Origin of the sequence: Bacillus jepli (assembly GCF_047238305.1) — a bacterium.
In the GTDB taxonomy this organism is placed as follows: Bacteria; Bacillota; Bacilli; order Bacillales; family Bacillaceae_L; genus Ferdinandcohnia.
This window is the reverse complement of the sequence record NZ_JBDFMO010000001.1, coordinates 1,298,440-1,317,191: the sequence shown is the minus strand read 5'-3', so window position 1 is coordinate 1,317,191 and position 18,752 is coordinate 1,298,440. Positions and strand designations below refer to the sequence as shown.

General features: G+C 41.9%; 15 protein-coding genes. 1 reads left to right on the top strand and 14 read right to left on the bottom strand.

The window, feature by feature from the left end:
• Positions 1-156 precede the first annotated feature (156 nt).
• The 8 genes from rpoE to ABC371_RS06595 form a co-directional block, all read right to left on the bottom strand.
• Positions 157-729: a DNA-directed RNA polymerase subunit delta gene (rpoE, locus tag ABC371_RS06630; RefSeq protein ID WP_412896070.1), complete on the bottom strand. Its 573-nt coding sequence runs from the start codon at positions 727-729 to the stop codon at positions 157-159.
• Between the two features lie 196 nt (positions 730-925).
• Complete coding sequence (icmF, locus tag ABC371_RS06625; RefSeq protein ID WP_412896069.1) at positions 926-4,186, bottom strand: fused isobutyryl-CoA mutase/GTPase IcmF; 3,261 nt, start codon at positions 4,184-4,186, stop codon at positions 926-928.
• Between the two features lie 21 nt (positions 4,187-4,207).
• Entirely contained in the window at positions 4,208-4,828 is a 621-nt protein-coding gene (locus tag ABC371_RS06620) for a TetR/AcrR family transcriptional regulator (RefSeq protein WP_412896068.1), read from the bottom strand.
• Between the two features lie 89 nt (positions 4,829-4,917).
• The gene (locus ABC371_RS06615; protein ID WP_412896067.1) at positions 4,918-6,057 is read right to left on the bottom strand and encodes an acyl-CoA dehydrogenase; all 1,140 of its coding nucleotides are present in this window, start codon (positions 6,055-6,057) and stop codon (positions 4,918-4,920) included.
• A gap of 218 nt (positions 6,058-6,275) precedes the next feature.
• Entirely contained in the window at positions 6,276-7,409 is a 1,134-nt protein-coding gene (locus tag ABC371_RS06610) for an acyl-CoA dehydrogenase (protein WP_412896066.1), read from the bottom strand.
• A gap of 69 nt (positions 7,410-7,478) precedes the next feature.
• On the bottom strand, positions 7,479-8,333 hold the full coding sequence (locus ABC371_RS06605) for a 3-hydroxybutyryl-CoA dehydrogenase (protein WP_412896065.1): 855 nt from the start codon (positions 8,331-8,333) through the stop codon (positions 7,479-7,481).
• A gap of 265 nt (positions 8,334-8,598) precedes the next feature.
• Positions 8,599-9,777: an acetyl-CoA C-acetyltransferase gene (locus tag ABC371_RS06600; protein ID WP_412896064.1), complete on the bottom strand. Its 1,179-nt coding sequence runs from the start codon at positions 9,775-9,777 to the stop codon at positions 8,599-8,601.
• A gap of 207 nt (positions 9,778-9,984) precedes the next feature.
• On the bottom strand, positions 9,985-12,105 hold the full coding sequence (locus ABC371_RS06595; protein WP_412896063.1) for a (Fe-S)-binding protein: 2,121 nt from the start codon (positions 12,103-12,105) through the stop codon (positions 9,985-9,987).
• 291 nt (positions 12,106-12,396) lie between these two features.
• Between ABC371_RS06595 and cls the strand changes: the two genes are divergently transcribed.
• Entirely contained in the window at positions 12,397-13,602 is a 1,206-nt protein-coding gene (gene cls / locus ABC371_RS06590) for a cardiolipin synthase (protein ID WP_412896062.1), read from the top strand.
• 87 nt (positions 13,603-13,689) lie between these two features.
• On the opposite strand, the gene argS is transcribed toward cls, so the two are convergent.
• The 6 genes from argS to speE form a co-directional block, all read right to left on the bottom strand.
• Complete coding sequence (argS, locus tag ABC371_RS06585) at positions 13,690-15,360, bottom strand: arginine--tRNA ligase (RefSeq protein ID WP_412896061.1); 1,671 nt, start codon at positions 15,358-15,360, stop codon at positions 13,690-13,692.
• A complete protein-coding gene (locus ABC371_RS06580; protein WP_412896060.1) occupies positions 15,361-15,792 on the bottom strand; it encodes a YwiB family protein in 432 nt (143 codons plus the stop codon). It lies immediately after the preceding gene.
• Positions 15,793-15,909: 117 nt separating this feature from the next.
• A complete protein-coding gene (locus ABC371_RS06575) occupies positions 15,910-16,287 on the bottom strand; it encodes a heme-copper oxidase family protein (RefSeq protein ID WP_412896059.1) in 378 nt (125 codons plus the stop codon).
• A 275-nt stretch (positions 16,288-16,562) separates the two neighbouring features.
• The gene (locus tag ABC371_RS06570; protein ID WP_412896058.1) at positions 16,563-16,703 is read right to left on the bottom strand and encodes a hypothetical protein; all 141 of its coding nucleotides are present in this window, start codon (positions 16,701-16,703) and stop codon (positions 16,563-16,565) included.
• Between the two features lie 129 nt (positions 16,704-16,832).
• Positions 16,833-17,714: an agmatinase gene (gene speB / locus ABC371_RS06565; protein WP_412896057.1), complete on the bottom strand. Its 882-nt coding sequence runs from the start codon at positions 17,712-17,714 to the stop codon at positions 16,833-16,835.
• Between the two features lie 14 nt (positions 17,715-17,728).
• Positions 17,729-18,556: a spermidine synthase gene (gene speE / locus ABC371_RS06560; RefSeq protein ID WP_412896056.1), complete on the bottom strand. Its 828-nt coding sequence runs from the start codon at positions 18,554-18,556 to the stop codon at positions 17,729-17,731.
• Positions 18,557-18,752 lie beyond the last annotated feature (196 nt).

Sequence of the window (18,752 nt, the reverse complement as noted above, 5' to 3'; positions counted from 1 at the left end):
AAAAAAGCTCCACTTACAATATGTAAGGGAGCGAAACTTGTAATATGGTTTCGTAGATACTCTTTTTTTAGAGCCCAAAAAGTATTCTACCGAGTAAAGATTGAAAAGTCAATACGAAGTTTAAGTGGAATTTAGTTACCAGTATGTCTTCAGACTTTAGTCTTCTTCCTCTTCTTCTAGTTCTTCGTCTTCTTCATCGATCTCATATTCTTCGTCATCGAGAAGTTCATCCTCGTCGTCGAAATCCTCTTCCTCTTCGTCAATGTCATCGAAGTCTTCGTCATCCTCTTCCTCTTCGTCTTCATCGTCGATGTCTACTAGATCTTCGTCTTCTTCATCATAATCTTCATCGAAATCAAGATCATCTTCATCAAGGTCATCGAAGTCGATAAGATCGTCATCCTCTTCCTTCTTCTTCTTGCCCTTTTTTTTCTTCTTTGGCTTTTCAGTATGAGTAACCTCTTCATCGATTTGCTCATATGGATACCATGTACGAAGTCCCCAACGGTTATCACCTAATGTGATAAAACGACCATCGATATTGATATCTGTATAAAACTGAGAAATTCTTGCGCGAAGTTCTTCTTCGGAAAGCTCTAATGTTTTTACTACTTCGTCAACTAGCTCGTTAAATGCGATTGCATCTTTTCTCCCTAAGAAAATCTCATACGCTACTTCAAGCATTGACATTTCTTTTATTTGCTCTGGTGAGTATTGATTTAGACTCATCAAGGCACTCCCTTTCTATGTATGTAACTACAAATCTTGGTAAAAAACTTGAGTATAATGTTTAACTATGAACTACAATAAAAATAAGTTCTGTAAAATACATATCATTCATTATAAACAAAATCAACCACTTTATGCCAGTCAATACATTTTTTAAGGCTGAGTCAACCGTTTTTGACCCAGCCTCGATCATTTTCTACATATTTCTACGGTATTGTCCACCCACTTCATAAAGAGCCTGTGTAATTTGTCCAAGACTTGCAACCTGTACCGTTTCCATTAATTCCTCAAAAATATTGCCATTATTAACTGCAACCATTTTTAATTTCCTCAATGCTTCTTCTACTTTATCCTTATTTCGGTCTTGAAATTCTTTTAAATTTTTAATCTGAAGTTCTTTTTCTTCCTTTGTTGCTCGGGCAAGCTCGATATTGTTTAATTCCTCTTCTGTTGGTGGGTTCGGATTAAGGTACGTGTTAACCCCAATAATCGGAAGCTCTCCCGTATGCTTTTTCATCTCATAATACATCGACTCATCTTGAATCTTTCCGCGCTGATACTGAGTTTCCATTGCTCCCAGAACCCCACCGCGGTCATTTAATCGGTCAAATTCTTGTAGTACCGCTTCCTCAACTAGGTCTGTTAACTCCTCAATGATGAATGAGCCTTGTAACGGATTTTCATTTTTCGTTAAGCCATGCTCTTTCGTAATGATCATTTGAATCGCCATCGCCCGTCTTACGGATTCCTCAGTCGGCGTGGTAATCGCCTCATCATACGCGTTCGTATGAAGGGAATTACAGTTATCATGAAGAGCCATAAGCGCCTGTAAGGTCGTACGAATATCATTAAAATCAATTTCCTGAGCATGTAAGGAACGACCTGAAGTTTGAACATGGTACTTCAATTTTTGACTGCGTTCATTTGCCCCATACTTCTCTCTCATAACAGTTGCCCATATGCGACGAGCTACGCGTCCAATGACCGTATATTCAGGGTCCAAACCGTTACTAAAGAAGAAAGAAAGGTTAGGCGCAAAATCATCAATCTTCATGCCACGACTAAGGTAGTACTCCACATAGGTAAACCCGTTTGATAATGTAAAAGCAAGTTGCGAAATCGGATTTGCACCTGCTTCAGCAATATGGTAGCCCGAAATCGAAACGGAATAATAGTTACGAACTTTGTTGTCAATGAAATACTCTTGGATATCCCCCATCATTCTAAGAGCAAATTCTGTTGAAAAAATGCACGTGTTTTGACCTTGGTCTTCTTTTAAAATATCGGCCTGAACGGTACCACGAACAGTTTGTAAGGTTTTCGCGCGCACCTCTTGGAATTCCTCCACTGTTAACATGCGCCCAAGCTCCTGCTCCCGCTTTTCGACCTGTTGGTGAATCGCCGTATTCATAAACATCGCTAGAATAATTGGCGCTGGGCCATTGATCGTCATTGAAACTGATGTTGAAGGTGCACATAAGTCAAAGCCTTTGTACAGCTTTTTCATATCATCAAGCGTACAAACGCTGACCCCACTTTCGCCAACCTTTCCATAAATATCAGGTCGATATGCCGGATCCTCACCATACAGGGTGACAGAGTCAAATGCCGTACTTAAACGTTTTGCATCATCATCCTTCGATAAATAGTGGAAACGGCGGTTTGTTCGTTCAGGGGTCCCTTCACCAGCAAACTGACGCTTCGGATCTTCCCCTTCACGTTTGAACGGAAACACACCAGCCGTATACGGGAATGCCCCCGGCACGTTTTCTTTATATACCCATCGCAAAATTTCTCCAAAGTCCTTAAAGCCTGGTAGCGAAATTTTCGGAATCGATAAACCAGAAAGGCTCTTTGTCTTAAGAATCGTAACAATTTCTCGATCGCGGATTTTTGTAATGAATTTCTCGCCTTTGTAGGTTTCTTTCGTCGCTTCCCAGTTTGCCAGGATTTTTTTCGATTCACCCGAGAGTTTTGCTTCGTATTGAGTTTTTAAGTTTTCAAGGGTAGTGACGACTTCGGTGTTCCCAAGCTCCTTCACACTTTCAATGGTACCGCTAATTTGGAATAGCTTTCGCGCAATTTCGACCTGCTCAGCTGCTTTTTTATGATAATTTCGAACCGTATCTGAAAGCTCACGTAAATAATAACGGCGGTCATTTGGGATAATCACATTTTGTTTTTGAACATCTGCTGTTTTTTCAAAGGACGTTTCCCAATCTGTACCGATTTTTTCGTTAATTATAGCAACTAAATTAGCAAAAAGAGCGTTCGTACCAGGGTCATTGAATTGACTTGCTATCGTGCCGAACACCGGCAATTCTTCATAGTCTTTTTCAAATAATAGATGGCTGCGCTGGTACTGTTTTTGCACCTGACGCTTGGCATCCTCTGATCCCTTGCGTTCGAATTTATTAATGACAATGAGGTCGGCATAGTCAATCATGTCGATTTTTTCAAGCTGAGACGGTGCACCGAATTCACTTGTCATAACGTACATGGAGATATCACAAACCTCTGTGATTTCAGCATCCCCCTGCCCAATTCCGCTTGTTTCAACGATGATTAAATCAAAGCCCGCTGCTTTTACAACGGCAATGGCATCCTTAATCGCAAGGGATAACTCTGATTTTGAACCCCTTGTTGCAAGGCTTCGCATATAGACTCTAGGGTTAAAAATTGCATTCATCCGGATCCGGTCTCCAAGTAAGGCGCCACCTGTTTTTTGCTTTGTTGGATCAACGGACAGAATCGCTACCTTTTTATCATCCATTTCATTGATAAAGCGACGAATTAATTCGTCCGTTAGTGAGCTTTTTCCAGCTCCTCCTGTGCCTGTAATCCCAACAACAGGGACCTTTTTCTCAAGGTCTTTTATTTTTTGAATGATGGTTTCTGCGGCTGCGGCAGTCTCGGCTGTGCTACCAATGTGATTTTCAGCAATCGTAATCAGCTTTGCGATGGTTTTGTAATCTCCTGTTTGAAGTAACTCAAGCTCATCTGTTAGCTCCGTACTTGTTGGATAATCGCATTCTTGCAGCATATTGTTGATCATCCCCTGAAGTCCCATCACACGGCCGTCCTCAGGTGAAAAAATACCGGCAATTCCGTATTCATGAAGCTCCTTAATTTCACGAGGGATGATAACACCGCCACCCCCGCCATAAATGCGGATATGAGAGGCTCCCCGCTCCTTAAGAAGATCATACATGTATTTAAAATATTCCACATGACCACCTTGATAGGAGGAAATCGCGATGCCTTGTGCATCCTCCTGGATGGCTGCATTGACTACTTCCTCCACGGAGCGGTTATGCCCAAGGTGAATGACCTCTGCTCCACTTGCCTGTAGAATGCGGCGCATAATATTAATCGAAGCATCATGCCCATCAAACAAACTTGAAGCCGTCACAAACCGCACATGATGCTTGGGACGATAAACTTCTACCGTACTCATTTGCTTCTCCCCCAAACCCTTTTATTTTTCAATCCCTTTTAATAATAGCTCTGTTTGCATGTCAATATATTCTTCAAGTGTAAAAAGCTTGCGCATCGCCCAGCGGCGAAAGCCCCACATCTGGCCTAGCACAAAAATATTATGAGCAACAAGCTCAACCTGCTTCTTTGGCAATTGAAGTTCCCCTTTTGCAATACAGTCCTCAATTGCTTTTTCAAACATGCCGACCATTTCGACTTCTTTGTTAAGCACATATGGAAGCGCATCTTTCGAAAGAGATTTGGCCTCCTGATAGAGAACAAGAACCTCGTCTTGCATTTCATCCATGACAAGGAAATAATTGCGAATCGCAAGCTTCAAGCTTTCAATACTACATTCCTTCGTGTTGATCGCTTGCTGGAGTCGTTCCTGAACCTGGTCATAAATACTATCTACAACCAAATAGAGAACGTCCTCTTTTTTTCGAATATATTCATACAGCGTACCGATGCTAAAACCGGCCGCCTTAGCAATCTCCCGTGTTGTCGAGCGATGAAACCCTTTCTCCTTAAAAAGCGTCACCGCTCCTTTAATCATCTGGTCTCGCCGTTTCTTAATGAGCCGCTCATCCTTTACCGAAGCCGGCACATCATTCCTACGCATTCCTTCACCCCCTGCTGTGTTGGGACAGAGGGACAGGTTCATCGTCCCACCATTTTTTTCCTGGTCCACTCAGACCTCCCCATGTCCCACTATTTTGTTAGCATTCTAGAGATTACTAGACGTTGAATTTCTTGGGTTCCTTCGTAAATTTGGGTGATTTTTGCATCACGCATATAACGCTCCACTGGATAATCCTTTGTATACCCATAACCACCAAAGACTTGGACTGCGTCTGTTGTGACCTTCATCGCCGTGTCTCCAGCAAATAGTTTTGACATCGCCGATTCTTTACCATATGGAAGCCCCTCTGATTCTAACCATGCTGCTTGATAGGTTAAGAGACGTGCTGCCTCGACACTAGTTGCCATATCCGCAAGCTTGAAGCCCACCCCTTGTTGAGCAGCAATTGGTTTGCCAAATTGAACACGTTCCTTCGCATACGCAGTTGCTGCATCAAGTGCGCCTTGAGCAATTCCGACCGCTTGTGCGGCAATTCCGTTTCGACCACCGTCAAGTGTCATCATCGCAATTTTAAAGCCTTCTCCCTCTTCGCCAAGTAAGTTTTCTTTAGGTACACGACACTCTTCAAAAATAATTTCAGTTGTCGGTGATGAACGAATTCCCATTTTCTTTTCTTTTTTCCCTACAGAGAAGCCTGGGAAGTCGCTTTCAATGATAAATGCGCTCGTTCCTTTATGTTTAGAGGATGGGTCTGTTAGGGCAAACACGACATAAATATCGGCAATCCCGCCGTTTGTGATGAAGATTTTTGAACCGTTTAACACATAATGGTCACCTTCTACTCTCGCAGTTGTTCTCATTCCACCTGCATCTGAGCCAGAGCCAGGCTCTGTTAAACCATAGGCACCAATTTTTTCACCCTGTGCCATTGGTCGTAAATATTTTTGCTTTTGCTCTTCACTACCAAACTTGTAAATGGGCCAGCCTGCAAGTGATGTATGGGCAGAAAGAGTGACACCCGTTGATGCACAAACTCTTGAAAGTTCCTCAACGGCGATACAATATGCTAAATAGTCACTGCCAATGCCACCATATTCCTCTGGCCACGGAATCCCCGTTAAGCCAAGCTCTGCCATTTTATCAAAAATTTCACGATCAAAGCGCTCTTCTTCATCGCGCTCTGCAGCAGTTGGTGCCACCTCATTTTTGGCAAAATCACGAACCATTTTCCGAATCATTTCATGCTCTTCTGATAATTTAAAGTACATAGCTGGTACCTCCACTTTCATAGAATGTTAGTTTTTGTGATGAATTGCGTGTTTCTTGTGTTTTTTTATCGGCCCTGACAGGGAATTGCGCGATCTTGGATACGAATTGCGGTATCCGGGGCTCGAATTGCGCTTTACTGTCCACGAATTGCGCGATCCGGAACCACAATTGCGTTATCTCAATCCCGAATTGCGCTTTATCAAAATTTGATGATTTATTACAAATGCTTACTTATCACAATCCGTTGAATCTCGCTCGTGCCCTCATAAATCTCTGTTATTTTTGCATCTCGGAAGAATCGCTCCACCGGATAATCCTTCGTATAGCCATAGCCACCGTAGACCTGAATCGCCTCTGTTGTAACCTCCATCGCGGTTTTAGATGCAAACAGTTTTGCCATCGAAGATTCTTTGGCACACGGCAAACCTTGCTCCTGTAAAAATGCTGCCCGATAGACAAGTAGTCTTGCAGCTTCCACTGCAGTTGCCATATCCGCAAGCTTAAAGCCAACACCCTGCAATGAGGCAATGGGTTTGCCAAATTGATAACGACTCTTCGAATACTCCACGGCGTGTTCTAAGGCTGCCTCTGCAATTCCTAGAGCCTGAGCGGCGATGCCGATTCGACCCATATTTAAATTCGCCATTGCGACCTTAAAGCCTTCACCTTCAGCACCTAGAACATTTTCTACTGGCACCCTTACATCCTCTAATGTAATTTGCAGGGTCCGAGAACCATTGAGCCCCATTTTATGCTCATCTTTTCCGAACACAAAGCCCGGGGTATTTTTTTCAACAATAAAAGCCGTAATGCCCTTGCTGCCAGTTTCGGCAGGGTTTGTGCGGGCAAACACAATATACACATCCGCTTCCCCGCCATTTGTGACGAACATCTTTGAACCATTCAACACATAATGGTCATCCTGCTTCACGGCCCTTGTTTTTAAGCTTGCAGCATCTGAGCCAGCGCTCGGTTCAGTGAGACAAAAAGCCCCAAGATACTTTCCGCTCGCAAGTTTTGGAATGTATTTCTGCTTTTGCTCCTCTGTTCCGAAATATAAAATCGGATGCGTACCAACTGAAGTATGAACGGATAAAATAACCCCGATTGTCGCGCTCACCTTAGAGAGTTCATTGATCGCAATAATGTAAGATGTAAAGTCCATCCCGGCGCCGCCGTATTTTTCAGGGGTTGTAATTCCCATTAGACCAAGGGCCCCCATTTTAGAAAGAATTTCTCGCGGAAACTCGCCATTTTCCATGTGCTCTATAAATGGTGTGATTTCCTCTTTTGCAAAATCACGGACCATTTTTCGCATCATTGTTTGTTCTTCAGTAAAATGAAAATTCATGCTGTTTCCCTCCAACGTGGGATCTTGATGATGTGGGTTGTTTGTAAGAGTTGTCACTCAAATTCACCCCTATCCTTCATATGTGTAGAAACCTCGACCAGACTTTTTACCTAACCAACCCGCCTTGACATATTTACGAAGCAATGGACATGGTCTATATTTATCATCGCCAAAGCCTTCGTGGAGGGTCTCCATAATATAAAGACATGTATCAAGTCCGATAAAATCAGCTAAAGTTAATGGTCCCATCGGATGGTTCATTCCAAGCTTCATGACTTCATCAATTGCTTCTTTTGTGGCCACACCTTCATAAAGGGTATAAATGGCTTCATTGATCATCGGCATTAAAATGCGATTTGATACAAATCCCGGAAAATCATTCACTTCAACTGGAACCTTGTTTAACGTTTTGGTCATGTCTTCAATGACTTGATATACTTCATCGGCTGTTGCTAAGCCGCGGATAATTTCAACTAATTTCATAACTGGAACTGGATTCATAAAATGCATGCCAATTACTTTTTCTGGACGTTTTGTTGCCGCTGCTATTTCTGTAATTGGAAGTGAGGAAGTATTTGTTGCTAAAATAGTTTTCTGAGGTGCAATTTCATCTAGTTGTGAGAAAAGCTTTGTTTTGATGTCCATGTTTTCTACGGCTGCCTCGATGACTAGGTCAACATCAGATGCATTTTGTAAGTCAAGAGACGGGGTAAGTCTTCCTAATGTCGCAGCCTTGTCATCTTCGCTCATACGACCTTTATCCACTTGACGAGTAAGGTTTTTTGTTATCGTCGAAAAGCCGCGATCTAGATACTCCTGCTTTAAATCGTGGAGCTTCACGTCATAGCCTGCCATTGCACATACCTGCGCAATCCCTGAACCCATTTGCCCTGCACCAATAACCATTACCTTTTGTACATTCATCTAACATACCTCCTATTAATCAAATGCGCCTTGGCGTATTTGCGCCCAGACTTTTAGGCCCACAGGAAGTGGGTCATAAAGACGTTGCCACAGGATGTGGCGTTTTTAGTCTTTAATCTTACTGCTCGAAAATTTCCTCTAAAAATCTGAGGCATCCGCCGGAGGCTTTAACTTTTTCAGCCAGGTTTTAAGCCACCACTTAATTGATTACTTTTTTACACTTATCCCGTCACTTAAAAGAAGTAAGACCCACTGCTGAATAAAGTTATACTTGAACCATAATCGCATCGCCTTGGCCACCACCACTGCAGATGGCTGCAATTCCGATGCCACCGCCACGACGTTTTAATTCATGGATTAATGTAATGATAATTCTCGCTCCACTTGCCCCGATTGGATGACCGAGCGCAACTGCTCCTCCGTTAACGTTCACTTTTTCAGGATTAAGATTGGCAATTCTTCCACTAGTTAACGCAACTGCCGCAAAAGCTTCATTGATTTCAAACAAATCAATTTCATCAACGGTTTTACCTGTTTTCTTTAATAATTCATTGATGACAAGTCCTGGTGTCTTTGGGAAGTCCTTCGCTTCAACGGAAATTGCGGCATGGGCAAGAATCGTCGCAAGAGGCTCTTTTCCTTCCTGCTTTGCCCGCTCTTCACTCATCAGAACAAGAGCCGCTGCCCCGTCATTCACGCCTGGTGCATTACCTGCTGTGATTGTGCCGTCTGCATTAAAGACAGACTTTAGCTTTGCTAATTTTTCAAGCGTTGTATCTGCACGCGGTGCCTCGTCTTTGTCAACGATTGTAACCGTACCTTTACGTCCTTTTACTTCTACCGCCACAATTTCTTCAGCTAGTTTACCTGACTCTATCGCCGCAACCGCACGCTCGTGACTACGAAGTGCCCACTCGTCTTGTTCTTCACGTGATATGTCAAACTCTGATGCTACCTCATTTCCATAGGTACCCATGTGAACTCCTTGGAAGCTGCAGGTTAAACCATCATGAACCATTAAATCTTTTAAGCTTGCATCCCCCATTCGAAGCCCGGATCGTGCTTTTTGTAAAAAGTATGGCGCATTGCTCATGGATTCCATTCCGCCTGCTACAATGACTTCTTCATCACCAGCACGGATGATTTGGTCAGCAAGTGTAACACTGCGAAGTCCTGATGCACACACTTTATTAATGGTTTCTGTTTTTACTTCCCATGGGATTCCCGCGTTTCGTGCTGCCTGACGGGATGGAATTTGGCCTTGACCACCCTGTAAAACTGTTCCAAAGATCACTTCATCCACATTTTTACCTTCGATACCTGCTCTCAGTAACGCTTCCTTAATGGCCATTCCACCAAGCTCAGATGCAGTTAACGAACTAAGACTTCCTCCTAATTTTCCAAATGGAGTACGAACACCGCTGACAATCACTGTTTTACCCATGCTCCAACCTCCTAGATTTTATTCGAACAACCCAGATTAGAAACCGCTTACATATTTTCGACTGAACGCTCGCTCAACCTTGTCTGAAAGAGGGAGGCGTACCATCGCACACCTCTCCTTATCTGTTATTCTATTGTAAGTAAATTAAATGTTTCCTATATTCATATTTTACAACATTGGTAATGGAAGATAAATCATCTTTTGCCATTAAGATGCAATTTCTTTTTGTTCCCCAACAACTGATCGTTCAAGTATTTCAGCGATATCATATGTGCCAATTTGCTCTTCAACCTCCTTCGCCTTCGTACCATCGCTTAGCATTGTTAAGCAATATGGACAACCAGAACCAATTGTAGTTGGATTCACAGCAAGCGCTTGTTCCGTTCTTGCTACGTTAATACGTGTCCCTGTATCCTCTTCCATCCACATTAGACCTCCACCAGCTCCACAGCACATCCCTTTTTCACGGTTACGTTCCATTTCTACGAGTTTGACACCTGGAATTTGTTTTAAAATTTCACGAGGTGGATCATACACGTCATTGTAACGTCCTAAATAACAGGAATCATGCCAAGTGATGACTTCGTTTACTGCATGCTTAGGAACCAATCTGCCTTCTTTTACAAGGTCATATAAAAGTTCCGTATGATGGAAAACCTCAACACCCTCAAGCCCCATATCAGGGTACTCGTTTTTGAAAATATTGTAGGCATGTGGGTCGATTGTTACAATCTTTTTCACTTCTGCCTTTTCAAATTCCGCAATATTGTTTGTCGCAAGCTCTTGGAATAAAAATTCATTTCCTAGTCGACGTGGTGTATCACCAGAGTTTTTCTCCTTGTTTCCTAAAATCGCAAACTTCACGCCTGCTTCATTCATTAATTTTGCAAAAGAGAGCGCGATTTTTTGGCTTCGGTTATCAAATGCACCCATGGAACCAACCCAGAACAGGTATTCAAACTCTTCGCCTGCTTTTTTCATTTCTTTAACAGTTGGTACATGAACATCTTCACGTACATCACGCCAGTTTTCCTTTTCCTTACGGTTAAGGCCCCATGGATTTCCTTGACGTTCAATGTTCGTCATCGCACGCTGAGCATCCGCATCCATTTTTCCTTCTGTCAGTACTAAGTAACGACGTAAATCAATAATTTTATCGACATGCTCATTCATAACAGGACATTGGTCCTCACAGTTACGGCAAGTCGTACATGCCCAAATTTCCTCTTCTGTAATGACATCCCCAATTAAGCTTGGGCTGTAGGCTAATTCAGCTGTTGCAGCTGTTTCATTTGCTCCTTGGCTAGCCGATGCTAGTGCGAGCTGATTCCCCTTTGTATGATTAAAAGCAACTGCCGGTACCCATGGAACACGTGAAGTCACGACTGCACCTGTTTCCGTTAGGTGATCCCGTAATTTCACAATCAAATCCATTGGTGACAGCATTTTTCCAGTCCCTGTTGCTGGACACATATTGGTACAGCGACCACATTCGACACATGCATACAGGTCAACTAATTGTGTTTGCTTAAAGTCTTCAATTTTTCCAACACCAAAGGTTTCTTGTGTTTCATCTTCAAAATCAATTTTTTCAAGCTTTCCTGGGCTTGTTTGTCTGCTTAAATACACATTCGCGGGTCCTGCAATTAAATGTGCGTGCTTGGATTGCGGCACATAGACAAGGAAACTTAACAGGAAGATTAAATGAATCCACCAAGCGATATAGAAAATAACAATCGCAGCCGTTTCATTAAGACCACTTAAAGCAAGCGAAATGACGGATGCAATTGGCTCAGTCCATGATGGATCATGACCATGCCAAACGATTCCGGCGCCATTTCCAAGTAAAACGGACAGCATCAAGCCACCGATAAATAAGAGAACCAGTCCTGATTTAAAACCTCTTTTTAGACGTACCAGCTTTTCCACATAACGGCGATGAAATGCCCATACGACAGCAACTAAAATCATAAATGTGACGATCTCTTGGAAAAATGTAAAGCCTGGATACAATGGTCCCAGTGGAAGATGGGAGCCTGGCTTTAAGCCCTTCCAAATAAAATCAATCGCACCAAATTGGACAAGAATAAACCCATAAAAAAACATAACGTGGATGGCTCCACTCTTTTTATCCTTTAAAAGCTTTTTTTGTCCGAATACGTTAATCCAAATCCGCTCAAGGCGTTCCTTTACTTTCCCATCAAATTCGACCTTTTTGCCAAGCTTGATATAAGCAACTCTAGTCTTAATAAGGTAAACAAATAAATAAATTGCGTAAGCGGTTACAGTTAAGAATGCAAGAAGATTTATTACTAAGAGGATATTCATTTTCAAACTCCTTTCTTACCATTTTTAATAGAAATCAATTCGCCAAGGTGAATTGCGCCTAGATTTTTATCGAGGTTTCTCGATAATTTTATCTGAAAAATCTGTGGCATCCGCCATGGCTATATTTCATCTAGGTAATATTGCCTGAATGGAATATATTTTCTGACTATATAGTTCATATCTCCATTATATAATGAATGAGCATTCAGTCAATATTTTTCTTTTTAAATCTCAAATAATCATTCTAATTTTCGTATAAACTAAGTGAACGCCATTATAGGAGGGGTAATTTTGTTGCGAACTATTATCTGGATCGTCCTTATTATCATCATTCTATTACTGTTACTCCGCCTTGATTACAGTCTCGGAAGAAAAAGTCACTTAAAAAAACAAGTGAACGACGAGTTTCCATTGCGTAACAGTGATATTTCCCTTTATGCCACAGGGGAAACACTCTTCTCAGACCTTTTTACAGAGATTCAAAATGCAACCGAACATATCCATGTCGAGTTTTATATTTTGAAGGAAGATGACATTAGCAAGGATTTCGTTTCCCTTTTAGCCAAAAAAGCGGAGCAAGGTGTCGAAGTACGTTTCCTTCTAGATTGGGTTGGCGGCCATAATGTCACGAAGGAAATGGAAAAAGACCTGACCCGCTCAGGGGTTTCATTTTCCTATAGCAACAAACCGAACTTTCCTTATTTATTTTATAAGCTCAATGAACGGAACCACCGGAAGATCACTGTCATTGATGGAAAAACGGGGTATATGGGTGGTTTCAATATCGGTAAAGAATATCTCGGCGAGGATCCGAAATTTGGGTTTTGGCGCGATTACCACATGAGGCTAACGGGCGAAGGAGTCGCCGACCTTCAGACACAGTTTTTGGAGGATTGGTATCATGCGACAAAAGAAGCTGTTGATAATCGTGACAGATATTTTCCACCGCTCCATAAAGGAAAGTCCCAAATGAGGTTTATCGCAAGAAACGGGGTTTATCTTGAAGAGGATTTCGTCGGAATGATTAAGCAGGCTGAAAAAGAAATTATTATTGGATCTCCTTACTTTGTACTGAGTGATCAACTCAAACAGGAATTGATTGCCGCTAAAAAACGCAATGTGAAGATTCGGGTACTTTTACCAAAAAAACCGGACCATCCTTTTGTAAAAGAAGCTGCCATTCCATATTTAGACGAGCTGTCAAAGATCGGCATTCAGTTCAATATGTATACAAGAGGATTTTACCACGCAAAGGTGATTTGTATCGATGACAAGTTATGTGACATCGGCACCGCCAATTTTGATAAGCGAAGTCTTTATTCGAATTATGAAATCAATTGCTATATCCATGACAAGGAAGTCATTAAGGACCTTAAAAAGATTGTGGAAGAGGACTTTACAACATCAAATGTGCTTACACGTGACCGTATCAATGAATTGAAGTCGGAAAAAAAGGTCAAAATTAAAATCGCGACCTGGATTTCGCACTTTTTATAGGGGGATGGCGCGGGATAATGCCACTATCTTCCAGATTTACTGCCACTAACAAATTAGGCACCCGTAGCACGGGTGCCTTTTTGATATTTACATTTTCTCCGGTGCAGATACACCGATTAATTTTAATGAATTCTGCAACGTAATTTGGACTGCCTTCATTAGCGCAAGACGTGCTTTTGTTTTTTCCAAATTGTCTTGGTCGAGCACTTTCTCGGCGTTGTAGAAGCTATGAAGTGCCGCTGCTAGTTCATTGACATAATTTGTGATGCGATGTGGAATCCGCTTTTCAGCTGCTTCTGTTACAGCTGCTGGGAACTCACCTAGTTTTTTCAAGAGATCAACTTCTTTTTCAGAATTGATATGCTCAAGCGCATAGCTTCCGTCTAACGCAATATTCATTTCATCTCCAGAGCGCAGCATGCTACAAATACGTGCGTGTGCATACTGGGCATAGTACACAGGATTCTCATTTGATTGAGATACTGCTAAATCAAGGTCAAAATCAAGATGTGTATCAGAGCTTCTCATCGCAAAGAAGTAACGAACGGCATCTAAGCCAACCTCTTCAATCAAGTCACGCATCGTAACAGCCTTACCTGTACGTTTACTCATCTTCATTTTTTCGCCATTTTTAAAGAGGTGAACGAGCTGAATAATTTCAACCTCTAGTGTGTCCTTATCATAGCCCAATGCCTGAATCGCAGCCTTCATACGTGGGATATAGCCGTGATGGTCGGCACCCCAAACGTTGATTAATTTTTCGAAGCCACGATCAAGCTTATCTTGGTGGTAGGCGATGTCCGGTGTTAAATACGTATATGATCCGTCATTTTTAATCAGAACGCGGTCTTTGTCGTCGCCAAATGTTGTGGAACGGAACCATGTCGCGCCATCTTCTTCATAAATATGACCTGCTTCGCGCAGCGCATTAAGAGCTCGATCGATTTTACCGTTATGGTAAAGAGAAGTCTCTGAATACCATACATCAAATCGAACGCGATACTCTTCTAAGTCCTTTTTCAGCTTTTTCATTTCATATTTCAAGCCATATTCTCGGAAAAAGTCGAAGCGCTCTTTTTCATCCACATTGACATATTTATCGCCAAATTCTTCAGCAAGTTGCTTTCCGATTCCCACGATATCTTGGCCATGATAGCCGTCCTCAGGCATCTCGGCATCCTTGCCAAGTGCTTGCATATAGCGCGCCTCAACAGACTTCGCTAAATTGTTAATTTGGTTACCAGCATCATTGATGTAATATTCACGGGATACATCATAGCCCGCTTTTTGTAAAATATTACTTAATGAATCACCCACCGCTGCTCCACGAGCATGTCCAAGGTGCAAATCACCTGTTGGGTTTGCTGAAACAAACTCCACCTGAACCTTTTGCTTGTTGCCTACTGTTGTTTCACCGTACGCCTCACCAGCTGTTAAAATGGCCGGAATTAAGTCTGTTAAATAAGAATTGTTCATATAAAAATTGATAAACCCTGGTCCTGCGATTTCAATTTTTTCGATAGATGCCTTTGATTTATCGAAGTTTGCCACGATGTCTTCGGCAATCATACGAGGTGCCTTTTTCGCCACGCGAGCAAGCTGCATTGCCATGTTTGTCGCATAGTCTCCGTGTGCCTTATCCTTTGGAAGTTCTAATACTACTTCAGGAATTTGTTCTTCTGTAGCTAGTCCAGCCTTTAAAACTGCGTCTTTAACTTCCGCTTTCAAACGTTCTTTTACTTGATCAACAACATTCATCTAGTTTCGCTCCTTAAATGTAATGGTTATTTTATGTAATCCAGACTTTTCACCGTGAAGTGAAAGTTCATATGCTAAAAACAACGTCCCTTTTCGAGAGTTTTTGTACCACTTGTATTCGATATTATTCGTCTTAGCTGTGAGGTTAAAAGTTCCGATCTGATTTTGAAATGAGCCGTTTGTGGTTTCATTCTTTCGGTAAACCTGCCTCATTTTCACCTGTCCGGAACGAAGGATGAGAACCTCTTTTTCCGAGATTTTGATGACCGTTTTAACCGTCCCTGCTTCTTGCTTTTCATCAAACTGCAAGTATGTATTGTTGCCCTTTATGTAGTATAGACCATTTGCGTCAAAAGCAACGTTTTCTTTCCGCTTGCCGTCTTTAATTTCGGTTACAAATTTGAGGTCAATCGGTACTCCTGCTTGACTCATTTTTACACATCCCTATAAGTCGTTAACTTTACTAGTATACGGCATTTTGTGAGGGGATTTCAAATTAAAAAAGAAAACTCGGCGGATGCCGAGTAAGCGGTGAGTTTTATGAAGGTATTATTGTTTGGTGACTTTGACGTTCATGAAGATATTAATAGCAAATAGGATGATCGCGAGGGTTGTAACCGTACCGCCGACCGCAATAGCAGGTTCGACCGCTGGGTTACCGAGCAATAACATCGTGAGTCCAATCATCATCACCGGTAAGCCAATGTTATGAAGCCAAAAGTGAATCTTTCCAAGCTTTGATTCTCCAGCCTGCGGGAATAAATAATAGACAATTCCTGCAAGCCCCATAGATGCCCAACCAAGTAAGTTAATATGAACGTGAACTCCTGTTAAGGTGTACGTGTGTGACATTGACATACCCATCCCGATAAGAACACCAATCACAAAATACAATGCCGCCATTTTTAAAAAGCGAATCCCAACCATCGTATTCCTCCTTTTTCAGGTAAAAATGTAATTCAAAAGTATTATATTCACTACTCCGAAAGAATTGTCATAATTGTTAAAATATATTTCACATCGGGCTTTGGTCACGCAAAAACAAAACGGACAAGCTTAAGGTCGCTTGCCCGTTTCATTATTAATGTAATACTTTGTAACCAAGTTTTTCAATGGTAAGGTAAAGGCTACATTTAATTCCGAACATTTCTATTATTATTGTAAGGTGGTTTTTCATGACCTTCTTTGACCTAGGTCAAATTTTAGGCAGTTACGATTTTCAATCCGTGTTCCTTATTCATTGTTTTGCGATTGAAGCCCATTAACCTCATGGCATTCAGGATTACAAGCAGGACGCTTGCTTCATGGATGAACATTCCTGATGCTAGGTAGACAGTTCCCATGAGGACCCCTTAAGAAGTACAAAAGCTAAAATATTTGACCACCGTCAAAATTAGAAAAACTCCCCATTTGAGGAGTTCTAATCAGCAAAAAAGTCATGTACTCCTATTTGGAATCCATGACCCTTTTGTTTATTTATTTTTTGAGATCCACCCTAAAATCATCTCACGAATCAGCTTACTTGCTGTATTCGCTGTTTGCTCAGAAGCATCATAAATTGGTGCAACCTCCACCAAGTCTGAACCAACTACTCGGATATCAGATTTCGCAATTTCGTGAATGGCACCTAATAATTCCTTAGACGTAATTCCACCAGCATCCACTGTACCTGTTCCAGGTGCATGTGCAGGATCCAATACATCAATATCAATCGTTACATACACAGGACGACCCGCTAGCTTTGGAAGAATCTTTTTCAGCGGCTCAAGCACTTCAAACTTCGAAATATGCATGCCGTTTTCCTTTGCCCATTGGAACTCTTCCTTCATCCCTGAGCGAATACCGAATGAAAAGACATTTTCCGGTCCAATCAACTCTGCAATTTTACGAATGGGTGTTGAATGAGAAAGTGCCTCTCCCTCGTAATTTTCACGCAAATCAGTATGAGCATCCATATGGATTATCGCAAGATCTGGGTACTTTTTATAAACAGCCTTCATCACCGGCCACGATACGAGATGCTCGCCGCCCATGCCAAGTGGATATTTTCCAGCAGCCAATACTTGATCCACAAAATCCTCAATCATATCAATGCTGCGCTGTGGATTTCCAAACGGCAATGGAATATCGCCCGCATCATAATATTTCACTTCATCCAGCTCTTTATCAAGGTATGGACTATATTCCTCAAGTCCAATTGATACCTCGCGAATTCGGCTAGGGCCAAAACGAGAGCCTGGTCGGTAGCTTACTGTCCAGTCCATTGGCATGCCATAAATGACGGCTTCGCTCTCCTCAAAATTAGGATGGCTTTTGATAAACACATTTCCAGAATAAGCTTCATCAAATCTCATCGAACATCCCCCAATTATTTCGTTAAGTCAGCAACAAATTTAGGCAATACAAACGCTGCTTTATGGATTTCTTTTGTATAGTATTTTGTTTCGATCTCATGGAAGCGGTCGTCGCTTACTTCTAATGGATCGTATTTTTTCGAACCGATTGTGAATGTCCATAGACCACTTGGGTATGTTGGGATATTCGCAAGATAAAGACGTGTGATTGGGAAGATTTCTTTTACGTCGCGTTGTACATTCCGGATTAAGTCTGGAGTAAACCAAGGGTTGTCTGTTTGTGCCACAAATACACCGTCTTCTTTTAATGCCTTTGAAATTCCCGCATAAAAGCCTTTTGTGAACAGATTTACCGCTGGACCTACAGGCTCAGTGGAGTCAACCAAGATGACGTCATACTCGTTCTCACTCTCGGCAATATGCATAAATCCATCGCCAACCTTCACTTCTACACGTGGGTCTTCCAGCTTACCCGCAATTTCAGGAAGGTATTTCTTAGAGTACTCAATTACTTTTCCGTCAATATCAACTAGCGTCGCTTTTTTCACACTTGGGTGCTTTAACACTTCGCGGATTACTCCACCGTCACCGCCTCCAACGACTAGTACGTTCTCAGGATTTGGGTGAGTAAATAGAGGTACATGCGCTACCATCTCGTGGTACACGAACTCGTCCACTTGAGTGGTCATCACCATGCCGTCAAGAACAAGCATGTTGCCAAATTCCTCAGTTTCTATCATATCAAGCTTTTGAAACTCCGTTTGTTCTGTATGTAAGGTTTGTTTAATTTTCGCTGTGATCCCAAAGCTTTTTGTTTGTTTCTCCGTAAACCATAATTCCATGTGTATAACATCCTTTCGATTTAAGAATACGTGTTCAAAAAGGAGGACAAAAAGGACCAAGAATTTCGAGGCGGTGCAGCTTTGAGTAGCGGAGCGTATGTCTTTTATACGTGAGCAACGGAAAAGCAAGCCAACGAAGAAATTCGACGTGTCATTTTTACCGGACTTTTTGAACATCCTCTAACAAATTCAGAGA

Bases quoted from the DNA above. Each gene is read 5' to 3' on its own strand.
- ABC371_RS06580 (WP_412896060.1), bottom strand. From the start codon at position 15,792: ATGAGTCAAGCAGGAGTACCGATTGACCTCAAATTTGTAACCGAAATT.
- argS (WP_412896061.1), bottom strand. From the start codon at position 15,360: ATGAATGTTGTTGATCAAGTAAAAGAACGTTTGAAAGCGGAAGTTAAA.
- rpoE (WP_412896070.1), bottom strand. From the start codon at position 729: ATGAGTCTAAATCAATACTCACCAGAGCAAATAAAAGAAATGTCAATG.
- ABC371_RS06600 (WP_412896064.1), bottom strand. From the start codon at position 9,777: ATGGGTAAAACAGTGATTGTCAGCGGTGTTCGTACTCCATTTGGAAAA.
- ABC371_RS06575 (WP_412896059.1), bottom strand. From the start codon at position 16,287: ATGGTTGGGATTCGCTTTTTAAAAATGGCGGCATTGTATTTTGTGATT.
- ABC371_RS06610 (WP_412896066.1), bottom strand. From the start codon at position 7,409: ATGAATTTTCATTTTACTGAAGAACAAACAATGATGCGAAAAATGGTC.
- ABC371_RS06595 (WP_412896063.1), bottom strand. From the start codon at position 12,105: ATGAATATCCTCTTAGTAATAAATCTTCTTGCATTCTTAACTGTAACC.
- ABC371_RS06605 (WP_412896065.1), bottom strand. From the start codon at position 8,333: ATGAATGTACAAAAGGTAATGGTTATTGGTGCAGGGCAAATGGGTTCA.
- ABC371_RS06570 (WP_412896058.1), bottom strand. From the start codon at position 16,703: ATGGGAACTGTCTACCTAGCATCAGGAATGTTCATCCATGAAGCAAGC.
- speB (WP_412896057.1), bottom strand. From the start codon at position 17,714: ATGAGATTTGATGAAGCTTATTCTGGAAATGTGTTTATCAAAAGCCAT.
- speE (WP_412896056.1), bottom strand. From the start codon at position 18,556: ATGGAATTATGGTTTACGGAGAAACAAACAAAAAGCTTTGGGATCACA.
- icmF (WP_412896069.1), bottom strand. From the start codon at position 4,186: ATGAGTACGGTAGAAGTTTATCGTCCCAAGCATCATGTGCGGTTTGTG.
- ABC371_RS06620 (WP_412896068.1), bottom strand. From the start codon at position 4,828: ATGCGTAGGAATGATGTGCCGGCTTCGGTAAAGGATGAGCGGCTCATT.
- ABC371_RS06615 (WP_412896067.1), bottom strand. From the start codon at position 6,057: ATGTACTTTAAATTATCAGAAGAGCATGAAATGATTCGGAAAATGGTT.